The organism is Moorella sp. E308F (assembly GCF_006538365.1).
Taxonomy (GTDB): domain Bacteria; phylum Bacillota; class DSM-521; order Neomoorellales; family Neomoorellaceae; genus Neomoorella.
Genome location: NZ_BJKN01000001.1, coordinates 1,126,445 through 1,139,867, shown reverse-complemented (window position 1 = coordinate 1,139,867; position 13,423 = coordinate 1,126,445). Strand labels below are relative to the sequence as shown.

Below are 13,423 nucleotides of genomic sequence, written 5' to 3'. Positions count from 1 at the left end.
AAAGGTACTCTTACCTATTTCTAAGAGTACCTTCCTTTGCCCAATAGCAGGTCAAGGGATTGCTCCCCGGCCCTGACGTTTGCCCTTCCCGGAGGGAAGCGGCAACTCGGAAGCAATTTATCCAGTTGTTAGATATGTATTTCGCCATCCGATAAAAAAATCCTGCCAACCGGATAAAAATTAATTTAAAAATTCAATCTGCCCCCCTGTTAGACTGCCGATCTGCACCAGGGACTCCACGCGAATGCCCTGCTCCCGTAAAGTCTCGCCGCCGCTCTGGAAGACCTTTTCAATAACAGTACCGATGCCCACCAGGGTGGCCCCGGCCTGGTCGATAATCTTTAACAGTCCCCGGGCCGCCTCCCCGGAAGCCAGGAAATCATCAATAATCAACACCCGGTCCTCCGGTCCCAGGTAGCTACCGGCCACTACTATATCTATAACCTCTTCTTTGGTAAAAGAACGCACCCGGCCGCAGTAAGTATCGCCATCCATGGTGGAAGGTTGCTTTTTCTTAGCAAAAACTACCGGTACCCGGAGGCTCAAACCTGTCATGAGGGCTACAGCTATCCCCGAGGCTTCCACCGTCAGGACCTTGGTAATACCGGTACCGGCAAAGCGGCGGGCAAACTCCTTGCCCACCTCCAGCATCAATACCGGATCAATCTGATGGTTTAAGAAGGAATCCACTTTAAGAATATCTTCGGAAATGACCCGCCCTTCCTGGCGGATTTTTTCTTTTAACAGTTCGACCACTGACAAAGCTACCTTGCTCCTCCCCCTGTTCTTTAAACGGTAGTAAGATAAGGCTATTATAACGTAAGCCGGGCCAAAAGAGAAGGTTGTTCGGCAGGAAAAGCCGGGTAAAAGCAACGATCATTGCTGGAGTTGAATAAAGCCTTGTTACCTGCCTGTAAGCTTGATATAATTATCCAGAACGCCAGCAGATACCAGCAGGTAGAAGCCCACCTGAGGAGGAGATACCCGCCTTGGAGAATCTTTTAGCGCCCATTTTTCATGCCATTACGGAGTTCATTGCCAGCCTCGGCTATACAGGTATTGCCATAGGTATGGCCATTGAAAGCGCCTGCATACCTCTCCCCAGCGAAATAATCCTGCCATTTGGTGGTTACCTGGTAAGCACCGGCCGGCTCAATTTCTGGGGAACCGTCCTGGCCGGTACCATTGGCGGTACCATTGGTTCCATTGTCGCCTACTTTGTGGGGCTCCGGGGCGGCCGCCCTTTTTTAAAAAAATATGGCCGCTATGTCTTTTTCTCCGAAAAAGAATTCGCCGTAGCAGAAAAGTGGTTTCAACGCTACGGCGAAGCAACCGTTTTTTTTACCAGGCTGATGCCCGTTATCCGGACTTTTATTTCCCTGCCGGCCGGCATTGCCGCCATGCCCTTCGTCCGCTTTGTCATTTATACCTTTCTGGGCTCCCTGCCCTGGTCCATCCTCCTGGTCTATGCCGGCCGTGAGTTAGGGGCCAGCTGGGAAGCCCTGGGCTCTATTTTCCACCGCTTCGATGCGGTTATCGTCGCGGGCCTTATCCTGCTAGTGTTCCTTTACTGGCGGCGGCACCGGAACCGGTAGGGTAATCTTAATACCCTGATAGGTATAACTATCTATCCGGTAGCGCAATTCCATGGCCGCCATAGGTGCCGGCTGCCCCCGGTAAGCAGGGGCAAAGGCCATGACGAGGTTGATGACACTCCTGACGGGTAAAAAGGTCCGGGGATTGACGTAAACTAAACCCCAGTAAGAGAAGGAGCGGATAAGTTTTTCCGGCGGGTTAAGATAGGCTGCCAGTCCCTCACCCAGGGTTGCCGGTGGTAGGAGTTCAGTAACAGGCCCAGCTGTATGCAAACGGGTATAAAAACTGATCCCCAGGACTTCCTGGCCGGCAACTTTACTTATGCCCAGGTAGCGGTAGCGTAAGTATGGAAAGATGTTTGCCGGCAGCCCCAGGTTTTGCTGCTGGCGCATCAGGAGGGTAATATCAGGAGCCAGGCTTAACCGCTCCCAGTCACCTATCTGGCCAGGAGCCTCTGCAACCCGGCGATACAGGTTGCCATTGCTAGCGACCTGTTCAATGTGCAGGGCCTTACGGCCTTCCAGTTCCAGGGCAGCAACCTGGTGCATTTGCCCCGGAAGGAGAACTTCATTGAGAACCTCTCCCTTAATTGCCAGCCGGTCTATTTCCGCCGTAACCGGCAAACCCGGCCGGCTGTGAAATTTAATACTGGCCTCCCCCCGGGTAGCAATACCCTGTTGCCTGGCCAGGGCCTGGCGACATTTATCCATTAGATCTTTGGCCCGGGGGTCAGAGTTAAAGACTTCAGCCAACCAGCCGGCGGCGGCGGTCGGCGTTAAGAAGGCCATTGGCCCCCCCGGCGGCAATAACCCCTGGCGATGGAAAAAGGCATACTGGTTGAAGCCGTAGGGTATATCGCCTGGTTGCAATTCGGTAAGGGGCGAGCTGATTTCATTGGGCAGTCCGAGTACCCGGGCTGTAAGAATAACCGCCTCCAGGTTCGTTATCTCCTGATCGGGACGTAGTTTGCCGTAGGGATAGCCATGAATCATCCCCTCCTGCCAGAGGGCTTGTAAAGCCGGGGCATACCAGCTACCGGCCGGGACGTCATCGGGCAGGTTGATGTCGCGAACTTCACTTTTAATCCGAGCTGCTGCCACCAGCATAACAGCAAATCCGCCCCGGGTTAATGCTGGTGCCCTGGCCTTTTCCGGCGGTAACAGGGCCAGAAGTGAGCTCTCCGCCGGCCCGGCCCAGGCTGTTCCCCACGGCAGCAGCATGAAAAACATGATAAGACCGGCCAAACTGGCTTTACGCATTTTTCTCCCCTCCGCTGGATTGTATTTTATTTCTTATTATACCATAATTTACCATATAGCGCCAGCAAAAAGCAGGTATCTATTAAGATACCTGCTTTTAAAATCCTCTACTTTTATCTTAGCTGAGATGCCTCGGGTAATCAGCAAAGAGGTTGCGGGCCTCTTCAAAGGTAGTATCCGGTGCCGGCAGGATAAGATCCGATTCTACCAGTTCCGTATCAGGAATGCGTATGCCCCGCCCGCGGATCAGGGACAGAACCTCCCGGAAGCTGTTATCATATTCCTCAGGGTTGCCTGCTTCAAGGGCATCCAGCAGCCTGTCATCTAGCCGGTCGAGTTCGCTCAAGGCCTCCCCTTCCAGCCGGTACTGGCCTTCCGATAAAATACGGATTATCAAGCTTTGCCCACCTCTCTCTTCAAGCGCTCCAGGTCCGCCTGGACCTGGGTGGCAGCGCCAGCCTGCTTCAGCTCCCGCTCCAGAGGATCGGCCGTTTCCAGGGCGTCTTCCAGGACCCCGGAGTTTACCAGCTCGTCAATGGCTGCCGCCCGGGCCCGCATTTGCTCTGTTTTTTCTTCGGCGCGCTGGATGGCCAGGGAGACGTCGGCCAGCTCTTCCGACAGACCGGTGGCCGCCTCGCCAATCTTGACCTGGGCCTGAGCCGCCGAATACTGGGCCTTGATTATTTCTTTCTTAGTCCGGAAGGCTTCCACTTTGGCCTGAAGCTTGGCCTCTACGGCAGCAAGTTTTGCCTGTTCCGCTTCCAGCCCTTTAATCTGTTCCTGCAGGCCATCCAGCTGCTGCTGGATGGCTGCTTTCCGCTCCAGGGCGGTAGTGGCCAGGTCCTCGCGCCCCAGCTGCAGGGCCTGGCGGGCCTGATCTTCCAGCTTTTTTTGACTGTCCTTCAACTTGACGGCCTGGAGTTCCAGACGTTTTTTGGAAGCAACGACATCAGCCAGGTTACGTTTGACGTTCTGGAGCATTTCCAGCTGACGGTTGTAGGAATACTCCAAGGTTTCCTGGGGATTTTCTACCTGATCGAGGATTTTGTTCATCTTAGATTTGAAAATTGTCGACATGCGCGACAGGATCCCCATAGTATAAAACTCCTTTCGTGGATTATACCGGGCAACCCCAGAGGGGGTACCAGCGAGTGATATCCTTTTCCCAGGGAAGTTCCTTATCCATTAAAGCCGCCAGGCGCATTTCCCCGGCATTATCCCGCTTCTTATTGTGCTCATCAACGGGGATAAAGGGATAAAAAGCACCTCTCTTGTAGCTGAAAATGAGATAAAGGACCTGGTCCTTTTTTTGCAGCTTGAAAACTGCCGCCAGCAGGCGGTCGCCGGCACCCTTCTCCTTAAAATTCTGACCCGCCATGTGGGCCAGGGCGACCAGATCCTCCCAGTCACGATCGGCGAAGATGAGCCAGTGGTAGCCATATTCATCCTTTTTACTCTCGAGGCGGCCTTCCATTTCCCGGGCGGCCAGGGATACCAGTTCCTCCGTCTCTTCCTGGGTGGTGGTAAAAAAACTGTCTTCACCGGGCCGCAGGACTACCCCTGCGCGGCCGCAGGGCTGCCAGCCCAGCTCGCTTTCCAGGGTGACAATGGCCGTGCTCAGGGCAAAAAGGGGCTCCGTGCGCGCCGGTGGTACCCGGGTTCGCCCCAGGAGGGCGTCCCAGAAGCTCACCGCCATTCCTCCATTTCCCGTTCCAGTTTACGCAGGTAGGCCAGGCGGCGCTCCAGAGACGGGTGGGTAGAGAAAAGCTCCATGATGCTGTTGCTGTTTAAGGCCGGGATAATGAAGAAGGCGTTAAAGGCCTCGGCCTGGCGCAAATCCCGGTCAGGGATGCGCGCCATGCTGCTGCTGATCTTTACCAGGGCAGAGGCCAGCTGGCCCGGCGCACCGGTAAGGATGGCCGCGCCCCGGTCGGCAGCAAATTCCCGGTAACGGGACAGGGCACGAATGAGGAAGTAGCTGACCAGCCAGACCACCAGGGACACCAGGTAAACCAGCATGGTATTGTTGCGCTCGTCCCGGTCGCGGCCGCCAAAGGCGCCCCAGTAGAAAAAGTTTTGCACGATAAAGGAAGCAACGGTGGCAAAAAAGCTAGCCAGCGTCAGCACCGTCATATCCCGGTTTTTGATATGGCTCAATTCATGACCCAGGACGGCTTCCAGTTCCGGGGGATCCAGGCGTTCCAGGATCCCGGTTGTCACTGCCACGACGGCATTGGCCGGGCTGCGGCCGGTGGCAAAGGCATTGGGCATGGGAGTATCAACAATAGCTACCCTGGGTTTGGGTAAATCGGCCAGGGCGGCCAGCCTTTCCACCAGGGCATGGAGTTCCGGCGCTTCCCGGGGAGATACCTCCCTGGCACCCATGGACCAGAGAACCATGCGGTCGGAAAAGTAATACTGGACGGCCAGCATAATCCCGACAAAAATGATAATACCTGTATAACTCACCCCGGCCTGCCACAAGACGGCCAGGAAAAAGAGATACAGGGCTGCCAGTAAAAACATGGTCAAAAACATTCGCGCCGTTAAACCGGCATCGCTGCCAAGTTGGCGTCGCATAGCCACCCTCCCCCGAAATAGGAAGTCACAAGCAGTGGAGGCGGTTGATGACCGCCATGAGGAGCTCCCCAGAACATGGAATTGAACATATCACTCCCTGAGTTCCTCACGCATACGGTGGTACTCGTCGGTGGTAATTTCACCCCTTGCATAGCGTTCCTTCAATATTGCCAGGGGGTCAGGACGCAGCGCGGGCTGCTGGCCGGTGCGGCGGTTAAACAGGCTTACCAGGCCATAAACCGCCAGGACCAGGATGCCAATTAGTAACACCCACCAGACCAGCATCCAGAGGCCCATCCCCCAGTTGCCATAATATCCCCACATCATATATAATAACCTCCTCAACTATTTTTAGCAAGTTCAGGGTTGAGTTTGACATACCCCCTGCCTGTAGTTGTTTAAGTCCATCTTATTTACTGGCTTCACCTTTGTCAAGGAACTTCACTAAAACTTCAAAATTAGTATATACCGGTGGGCTGTAAATTATATCAAGTATAGCAGCGCATAAAAAGGCTCTTTCAAGGAAATTGTATTAAAAAACAAATCAATTCTTTGGAGGTGCCCTTCATGCCGCGCATTACCTGCAGCGTTAACAACTGCCATTACTGGTCCAGCGGTAACGTCTGTGACGCTTCGCAAATCCTGGTTACTTCCGATGCCATCAGCAATTCTCAACCCCAGAATGTCGATGCCCCTATGGCCGGTAGTATTTCAGCTACCCCCGTAAAGTCTTCGGCAGAAACCTGCTGCAAGACTTTCATTGCCAAGGGTTCTGCTGAAAAGAACGCCGACGGCATCACCCGCAAATAGCTGCCCGGTGAAATTATAGGCAAACGGCAGGTACACCCTGCCGTTTTTATTTTAATAGAGCATATATATTGGACCAGGGGGGCCTGCTGCAACCCCGGGAATTCAACTACAAGCAGAGGGAAGCACCATGTCCGCAACTACTCCCATTATTAAACCGCCGGCCCTTCAAAAAGGCGATACGATTGGCATCATTGCTCCGGCCAGTCCCCTGCCAGACCCGGCGTACCTGGCCAGGGGGATCGACTTCTGGCTCAGCCTGGGCTACAGAGTACGTACCGGCACCCATATCAGCAAAGCCACCGGCTACCTGGCCGGCAGCGATGCCGGGCGCCTGGCCGACCTGCACCAGATGTTCCAGGACCCGGAAGTAAAGGCCATAATATGCCTCCGGGGCGGTTACGGCACCCTGCGGCTCCTGGCTGACCTCGACTACAACCTTATCCGCTACCATCCTAAAATTTTAGTGGGCTACAGCGATATTACCGCCCTGCACCTGGCCCTCAACAGAATGACCGGCCTGGTAACCTTTCATGGCCCCATGCTCTATCCCGAACTGGGCAGTAAGGCCCTCCCCCCCTATACTAGGGAAAGCCTCTGCCGGGCCCTGGCGGTTGCTTCACCCCTGGGCAGCATCCCGCCGGCGCCTGGATTACCCCCACCGGTGACCATTACTCCCGGACGGGCCGAGGGAATAGTCACCGGCGGCAACCTGTCCCTGGTAGTTGCCACCCTGGGTACACCCTTTGAAATTGACACCCGGGGGAAAATCCTTTTCATAGAAGAAGTGGATGAGGCCCCCTACCGCATCGACCGCATGCTCACCCAGCTCAAGCTGGCTCATAAACTGGAAGCTGCGGCCGGGATTGTTCTAGGTTTCTGTACCGGATGCGAAAATCCCTCTCTTCAACCCGGCCTCCTGGAAGTTATAACCGACCACCTGGCCCCCCTGGGTATTCCCTGTTTCTACGGCCTGCCCGCCGGTCACCTGGCCACCCAGGCCACCCTGCCCCTGGGTATCCGCGCCCGCCTGGATGCGGCGGCGCGTACTCTGACTTACCTGGAGGCAGCAGTAGCGCCACCCTAGTCGTGGACTTCAATTTTTCCACCCGTTAGGCTGCAGCGGCAGTTCCTTTCCCGGGGTATCCTGGGGATAGTTTGCATGATGAGCTCTCGCAGGTTCTTGCCGTTCTGGTCCATGATCTCCAGGACCTCGGCATGGCTTAAAGGAGTGGCGGAAATACCGGCCGCCATGTTGGTTACCATGGCTATAAGGCCATAGCACAGGCCCACCTCATGGGCCAGGATTACTTCGGGGACGTTGGTCATTCCCACCAGGTCCCCGCCCAGCTGCCGGATCATACGGATCTCGGCCGGGGTTTCAAAACGGGGGCCCTCCGTACAGGCATAAACGCCGCCGTCGTGGGCTTTGATCCCCAGGGCAGCAGCCGTCTCCACGAGCAACCGCCGCAGCTCGGGGCAGTAAGGAGTGGTAAAATCCGTATGGACTACCCCCGTCTCGCCGCCTTCAAAAAAGGTATAAGTGCGGGTTTTGGTAAAATCGAGGAAATCATTGACAATGACAAAATCCCCCGGCCTGTAGTCGGGGTTGGTGGAACCGACGGCGGCCGTAGCCAGGACTCGTTCTACTTGCAACATCTTCAGGGCCCAGATGTTGGCCCGGTAATTCACCCTGTGGGGAGGTACAGTATGTTTCTCCCCATGGCGGGGCATGAAACCTATTTCCTCGCCTTGATAAGTACCGACCTTAAGCACGGCCGTACCATAAGGCGTCTCAACCCTTTCTTCCCTGATATTGCTTAAAATTCCTGGATCGTAAACCCCGGACCCTCCGATAATGGCTATGCGCACCCGGACCACGCTCCTTCCAACCTGGTATACTGTCCACTATTTAACAATTTTATCATAGAACTAGAAATACTTTAAGAGGCCACCTGCTGCCCAACCGCAAATGGCCTCTTTTTTAGCTACAATTTCTTGATGGACGTGGTTTTCAGGTCGTGGAGGAATTTCTCCCTTTCAGCAGCTATGCCTTCCCTTTCCCGCAAGATACCGCGGGCGAACTGCTCCCTCTTTTGCTCTTCTTCCTCCCCCAGGGCTTCAGCCAACCGCCGCTGCTCGTCGATTTCTCTTTCCTTATCCATATGCACGCCCGGCCTCCTTTGGGGTGAATTTTTTATATTATGCTCATCCGTCGCCCAGGGTAAACGGCTGTCACCTGCTTTCACCGGTTAGCACGCGCGGGATATTCTCTTTATACGGGGGCCTGATAATGCCTTTTTCGGTAATAATAGCGGTCACATAACGGTACGGCGTCACGTCAAAGGCCGGGTTAAAAATGTTGATGCCTTCCGGCGCCGTGGGCCGCAGGCCAAAGTGGCTGACTTCCGCCGGGTCCCTTTCTTCAATGGGAATCTGCTCACCGCTGGAAAGGCTTAAATCAAAGGTAGAAGCCGGAGCTGCTACATAAAAGGGAAGGCCGTGTTCCCTGGCCAGTATTGCCACCCCGTAGGTGCCGATTTTATTGGCCACATCGCCGTTAGCGGTAATGCGGTCGGCACCGACGATGACCGCCTGGACCAGGCCCCGGGCCATGACGGCAGCGGCCATATTATCGGTAATCAGGGTAACCGGGATACCGGCCTGGTGCAGTTCCCAGGCCGTAAGCCTTGCTCCCTGGAGAAGGGGCCGGGTTTCATCGGCAAACACTTTGAGCACCTTGCCCCGGGATGCCAGGTAATAAATAGGCGCCAGTGCCGTACCGTAGCGGGCGGTAGCCAGGGTGCCGGCATTGCAGTGGGTGAGGACGGCTTCGGCATCCTGGAGGAGGGCAGCGCCATTTTTTCCAATGGCCCGGCATGTGGCTTCATCTTCGTCGCGGATGGCCAGGGCTTCTTTTAACACCAGATCTTTCAAGGAAGAAACATCATTGGTGGTGGTGGCAGCGGCGGCAACGGCCTTCTGAACCCGTTTCAAGGCCCAGAAAAGGTTGACCGCCGTTGGCCGGGACGAGGCCAGGTAAGCGGCAGCCTGCTTTAATTCGGTCTCAAATTCCGCCCTGTCCCTGGCCCGGGAATCCTTGATGGCCAGGTAAAGGCCCAGGGCCGCAGCTATGCCGATGGCCGGTGCCCCCCGGACCTTTAGCGTTTTAATAGCATCCCACATTTCCTCTACCGTCCGGGGCCGGATAATGACCAGCTCCTCCGGCAGGCGCGTCTGGTCAATCATTTCCACCTGGCCGTCCTGCCAGCGAATAGGCGCAACAGGTTCGTACTGCAAAAAGGACACCTCCAGGCCAGTTCTGGCTCTTTAATATTTTGCTCGTCCGGGCCGGTACAGGTTAAAACCGTAGCCCCTTTAAGGCGGCCACGTTTTCTCTCCTAACCAAGTTCTTCTACTTTTGCTGCCAGGGCTTTGACTTTAGCCACAATTTCGGGGAACATCGTGGCCCCCGTGAATATGGGGTCTTCGGCAACAGCCAGGCACTCCTCTCCTATTTTAAGGACAGCCGCATCCACGCCCATGCGCGGCCCTACCACTACCTCGGGAGCTCCAGCCCCTGTATGGGGTAAAATGGCCTGGCGGAAAAAATCGTCATTGACTTTACCGATCATGCACCGGACCCCCTCTAGCTAATATAATCCGTTGTTAATTGCTATTATTATAGCACACCGATGGCAAAAAAAGAGCCCGCTCCCGGGCGAGGCTCCCCTTCGATTATTTTCCCTATGCTTTTTATAAAGGCTGCACGGAAGGTAGAGGTTATTCAGGCCGTTTTTCCTGGCTCGGTGCTGCTACCGCTTGGGGTGCGGAACTTGCCCCGGCGGCCTGGTGGAGAAGGTAGTCCTCATATAAATAAATCAATTCTTGGTCGCCAAGGGAGCGCTTTAGCTGCACCGCTGCCGCCCGCACCCGTTCCAGTATGACTGCGGCGTCCTCCTGGCTCAAAGCGATGCCGTATGCGGCAAACTTCGCCTTGAGGGCGGCGGTGCCGGAGTGCTTGCCGATTACAATCTGCCGCCTAAGGCCGACTTCTTCAGGCGCGAATACCTCATAAGTCCGGGGATCTTTGAGGGTGCCGTCGACATGAATACCTGATTCGTGGGCGAATATGTTGCTTCCGACGATCGGTTTCCACGCAGGCAGTTGCCGTCTGGAAGCGCGGGCCACATATGCGGCGATTTCCTGTAACTTTTCCGTCTTGAAGCCGAGCTCGACCCCGTGCAGGTGCTTGAGGGCCATGACCACCTCCTCCAGGGCGGCGTTCCCTGCCCTTTCCCCCAGTCCGCAGATGGTGGCATCCACCCAACCAGCACCGGCCTTGACGGCCGCCAGGGCGTTGGCCGTGGCCAGGCCGAAGTCGTTATGACCGTGAAACTCCAGTTCCAGGTCTATTTTTTCTTTCAGCCAGGCAAGACGCTCAAAGGTGGCGAACGGGTCCAGAACACCCACGGTATCGCAGTAACGCAGCCGTTCCGCCCCCAGTTCCCGGGCCAGGAAGGCAAACTCCAGCAAGAAAACGGGGTCTGCCCGGGAAGCGTCCTCCGCTCCCACTGTCACCCGCAGGCCGTGGTCCATGGCATAGAGGCAGGCCTGCCGCAAGCGCTCCAGCACCCACTGGTGACTTTGCCCCAGTTTGTACCGGATTTGAATGGGCGACACGGGAGCGGAAATATGCACATCACGTACCCCGCAGGCCAGGGAGGCGCGGATATCTTCCCATAGCATCCTGTTCCAGGTACTGATCCGGCATTTTAAGCCCATCCTGACGATGGCCTTTATAGCCTGTTGCTCAATTTCCCCCATGGCCGGCGTGCCGGCCTCAATCTGCGCTACGCCAAGCCGGTCCAGCATCCGGGCAATGGTTACCTTTTCCTCAAGGTTAAAAGCCACCCCCGGGGCCTGCTCCCCGTCCCGCAAGGTCGTATCCACAACCCGCACCCGCATCAGCCTCACCTCCAGGGCAGGGCATAAAATCTCATCCCAGCCTCCCCGCCGCGTCCGCCCGGCAGCGCCGGCAGTGGGACATCTGGTCAATAATGGGCGACAACTTCCGGCGCAACAGGTTGACCCGCGCCGGCGGCGGTGGTAGCAGTCCGGCAAATTCCCCCTGGGGAATCAGGGGAATTATGTTCATGACATGCGCCCCGGCCGCCTTCACCGCCCGGGCCACCTCTTCCAGGTGATGGTCATTGATTCCGGGAATGAGCACGCTGTTTACTTTAACGACCATGCCCGATTCCCGGGCCTGGCGAATACCCTCATGCTGGGCCCGCCACAGCAGTTCCGCCCCGGCAGTTCCCTTATATACCCGTCCCCGGTAAGATACGTAATCGTAAATCCGGCTGCCTACCGCCGGGGAAACGGCGTTCACCGTCACCGTCACCGCCCGCACCCCTGCTTCCCGCAGCGCCGGCAGGCTTTCGGTCAACAACAACCCGTTGGTGCTGATACATTTTATCAGCCCCGGAAAGCGGCGATGTACCAGCCGCAGGGTATGGATCGTGGCCTTATTGGCCAGGGGCTCCCCGGGACCGGCAACGCCTACCACCCGGATGCACCTGTCCCTTTCCACCAGCCGCTGCACGTGCTGCAGGGCTTCCCCAGGGGCCATCAGGTGGCTGGTCACGCCGGGTCGGTTTTCATTGGCGCAATCGTAGAGCCGGGTACAATAGCGACACTTTATGTTACAGTCCGGCGCTACCGGCAGGTGGATGCGCCCGAACCACCTGGCAGCGGCTTTGTTGTAGCATGGATGTTCCCTGGTTATCTCTTCATAGGCTGGATCTCCCATTCTCCTTTTTCCCCCTCTCCACATACCGTACATATTCAGCCATCTTTTCTTCTCCTTCTTCCCGCAAGAGCTCGTTGTTGCTCAACCGCCACACCGGCGCTCCCACCAGGGCCGCCGCTTCCCGGGCCAGATGCACAAAACCGTTGAAGCCGGCATAAGGGCTTGTTTCCTGGGGAAAGACCAGGAAGGGTATTCCCATCTTATGGGCCACAAATCTCTCCCTGGTACCCCCCACCAGCAAATCCGGCCGGTAGCGGTGCCAGAATTCCTCCAGCTCCCGCTGGTGAGCGTCATCGATCAGCGGCGTTCCCCGGCCCAGGCAGCGGCGGGATTCGGTATAATCTTCCTGACAGCCGAATTGGGAGCCGCATAAAACCACCTCCATACCCAATTCCCTGAAGGCCCCGGCCATGGAACCCATACGTGAAGCGCCAAAAAACAGGGCCACCCGTTTGCCCGCCAGGCGTCCCAGGTAAGGAAGCGCCCTCTGCCTGGTGGCTTCCGCCTCCTTTTCTACCCACGCGGCCGCCTCCGGACGGTTAAAGAAAGCAGCGATGGCCTGCAGTGCCGCCGCGGTTGCGTCCAAACCGAAAAAGGATACCTTCTGCCAGGGAATACCGAAGCGCTCCTCCATCCTCCGGGCCAGCCAGCGCCCGGTACGCCCGCAGTGGACGATATTGAGCCTGGCCCGGTGAGCCCGGGCCAAATTTTTTACCGTTGCCCGGCCGGAAACGGCGCAGATAATATTTAAACCGAGTCGCTGCAATAGCTGCTCAATTTCCTTCAAATCGCCCTGAACATCAAACTCGCCCAGGATGTTCACACTATTTTCCAGGGGCGTCCCGGCAGAACCGCGCCCGATAAAATGCTCCAGCAGAGCTGCTGCAGCAACATCGTGCCCGTTACCCTGGCTCACCCCGCCAAAACCCGGGCAGTTGACCGGCACCACCGGCAGGCCCAGGGCAGCCGCCGCCTGTTTGCAGATTGCCTCCACGTCTTCACCGATCAGTCCTGCCGCGCAGGTAGTGTAAACCAGCACGGCTGACGACCGGGGATACAAACTTACTGCTTCCCTGATAGCCTCTTCCAGTTTTTGCCCGCCGCCGAAGATAATCTCCTTTTCTCCCAGACCGGTAGAAAACACCTTGTAATTCTTTTGTCGTACCGTCTGGCTGTAGTAGGCACAACCCACCGGCCCGTGGATGAGGTGAACCGCGTCCCTGATGGCCGCCAGCATCCAGCGGGCTCCGTAAAGCAGGCAGGCCCGCTGGGAGATCACCCCGGGTAAGGTCTGCCGCTCACACGCGGGCAGGTTCGCCGGCTCCAGATGTCCGGTCCGTTCGGGCATTGTTTCAATGAGCATTTG

Annotated in this window: 17 protein-coding genes; 3 read left to right on the top strand and 14 right to left on the bottom strand. The window is 56.6% G+C overall.

Going from position 1 to position 13,423, the window contains the following annotated elements; translation table 11 throughout:
* Window positions 1-180: 180 nt before the first annotated feature.
* Window positions 181-762, bottom strand: a complete 582-nt coding sequence (locus tag E308F_RS05720; protein WP_373995600.1) for a xanthine phosphoribosyltransferase — start codon at window positions 760-762, stop codon at window positions 181-183.
* A gap of 227 nt (window positions 763-989) precedes the next feature.
* On the opposite strand from E308F_RS05720, the gene E308F_RS05715 reads away from it, so the two are divergent.
* On the top strand, window positions 990-1,595 hold the full coding sequence (locus E308F_RS05715) for a DedA family protein (RefSeq protein WP_253260403.1): 606 nt from the start codon (window positions 990-992) through the stop codon (window positions 1,593-1,595).
* Here the strand turns inward: E308F_RS05715 and E308F_RS05710 are convergent.
* The 6 genes from E308F_RS05710 to E308F_RS05685 form a co-directional block, all read right to left on the bottom strand.
* Window positions 1,557-2,855: an S-layer homology domain-containing protein gene (locus E308F_RS05710; RefSeq protein WP_141263928.1), complete on the bottom strand. Its 1,299-nt coding sequence runs from the start codon at window positions 2,853-2,855 to the stop codon at window positions 1,557-1,559. The genes E308F_RS05715 and E308F_RS05710 overlap by 39 nt on opposite strands.
* Window positions 2,856-2,973: 118 nt before the next feature.
* Complete coding sequence (gene pspAA / locus E308F_RS05705) at window positions 2,974-3,252, bottom strand: PspA-associated protein PspAA (protein ID WP_141263927.1); 279 nt, start codon at window positions 3,250-3,252, stop codon at window positions 2,974-2,976.
* Window positions 3,249-3,950, bottom strand: coding sequence for a PspA/IM30 family protein (locus tag E308F_RS05700; RefSeq protein ID WP_141263926.1), 702 nt, complete (start codon window positions 3,948-3,950; stop codon window positions 3,249-3,251). The genes pspAA and E308F_RS05700 overlap by 4 nt, the downstream gene beginning before the upstream one ends.
* Before the next feature lie 22 nt (window positions 3,951-3,972).
* Window positions 3,973-4,545: a PspA-associated protein PspAB gene (gene pspAB, locus E308F_RS05695; RefSeq protein WP_141263925.1), complete on the bottom strand. Its 573-nt coding sequence runs from the start codon at window positions 4,543-4,545 to the stop codon at window positions 3,973-3,975.
* A complete protein-coding gene (gene htpX, locus E308F_RS05690; protein ID WP_141263924.1) occupies window positions 4,542-5,435 on the bottom strand; it encodes a zinc metalloprotease HtpX in 894 nt (297 codons plus the stop codon). The genes pspAB and htpX overlap by 4 nt, the downstream gene beginning before the upstream one ends.
* 90 nt (window positions 5,436-5,525) lie before the next feature.
* Window positions 5,526-5,762: an SHOCT domain-containing protein gene (locus tag E308F_RS05685; protein WP_141263923.1), complete on the bottom strand. Its 237-nt coding sequence runs from the start codon at window positions 5,760-5,762 to the stop codon at window positions 5,526-5,528.
* Between the two features lie 240 nt (window positions 5,763-6,002).
* On the opposite strand from E308F_RS05685, the gene E308F_RS05680 reads away from it, so the two are divergent.
* Both E308F_RS05680 and E308F_RS05675 read left to right on the top strand, forming a co-directional pair.
* Window positions 6,003-6,245, top strand: coding sequence for a DUF1540 domain-containing protein (locus E308F_RS05680; RefSeq protein ID WP_141263922.1), 243 nt, complete (start codon window positions 6,003-6,005; stop codon window positions 6,243-6,245).
* Window positions 6,246-6,372: 127 nt separating this feature from the next.
* On the top strand, window positions 6,373-7,329 hold the full coding sequence (locus tag E308F_RS05675) for a S66 peptidase family protein (RefSeq protein WP_141263921.1): 957 nt from the start codon (window positions 6,373-6,375) through the stop codon (window positions 7,327-7,329).
* Here the strand turns inward: E308F_RS05675 and mtnP are convergent.
* The 7 genes from mtnP to E308F_RS05645 form a co-directional block, all read right to left on the bottom strand.
* On the bottom strand, window positions 7,326-8,114 hold the full coding sequence (mtnP, locus tag E308F_RS05670; protein ID WP_141263920.1) for an S-methyl-5'-thioadenosine phosphorylase: 789 nt from the start codon (window positions 8,112-8,114) through the stop codon (window positions 7,326-7,328). The genes E308F_RS05675 and mtnP overlap by 4 nt on opposite strands.
* 116 nt (window positions 8,115-8,230) lie before the next feature.
* Window positions 8,231-8,407: a hypothetical protein gene (locus E308F_RS15760; RefSeq protein ID WP_172613844.1), complete on the bottom strand. Its 177-nt coding sequence runs from the start codon at window positions 8,405-8,407 to the stop codon at window positions 8,231-8,233.
* Between the two features lie 70 nt (window positions 8,408-8,477).
* Complete coding sequence (gene mtnA, locus E308F_RS05665) at window positions 8,478-9,542, bottom strand: S-methyl-5-thioribose-1-phosphate isomerase (protein WP_253260402.1); 1,065 nt, start codon at window positions 9,540-9,542, stop codon at window positions 8,478-8,480.
* Window positions 9,543-9,643: 101 nt separating this feature from the next.
* Entirely contained in the window at window positions 9,644-9,877 is a 234-nt protein-coding gene (locus tag E308F_RS05660; RefSeq protein ID WP_216364458.1) for a hypothetical protein, read from the bottom strand.
* A gap of 148 nt (window positions 9,878-10,025) precedes the next feature.
* Window positions 10,026-11,210, bottom strand: a complete 1,185-nt coding sequence (gene nifV / locus E308F_RS05655) for a homocitrate synthase (protein WP_141263919.1) — start codon at window positions 11,208-11,210, stop codon at window positions 10,026-10,028.
* 31 nt (window positions 11,211-11,241) lie between these two features.
* Window positions 11,242-12,057, bottom strand: a complete 816-nt coding sequence (locus E308F_RS05650) for a radical SAM protein (protein ID WP_141263918.1) — start codon at window positions 12,055-12,057, stop codon at window positions 11,242-11,244.
* Window positions 12,038-13,420 carry a nitrogenase component 1 gene (locus E308F_RS05645; RefSeq protein WP_141263917.1) on the bottom strand — a complete coding sequence of 461 codons (1,383 nt, stop codon included), beginning with the start codon at window positions 13,418-13,420 and terminating at the stop codon, window positions 12,038-12,040. Before E308F_RS05645 ends, E308F_RS05650 begins: the two co-directional genes overlap by 20 nt.
* Between the last annotated feature and the right edge of the window lie 3 nt (window positions 13,421-13,423).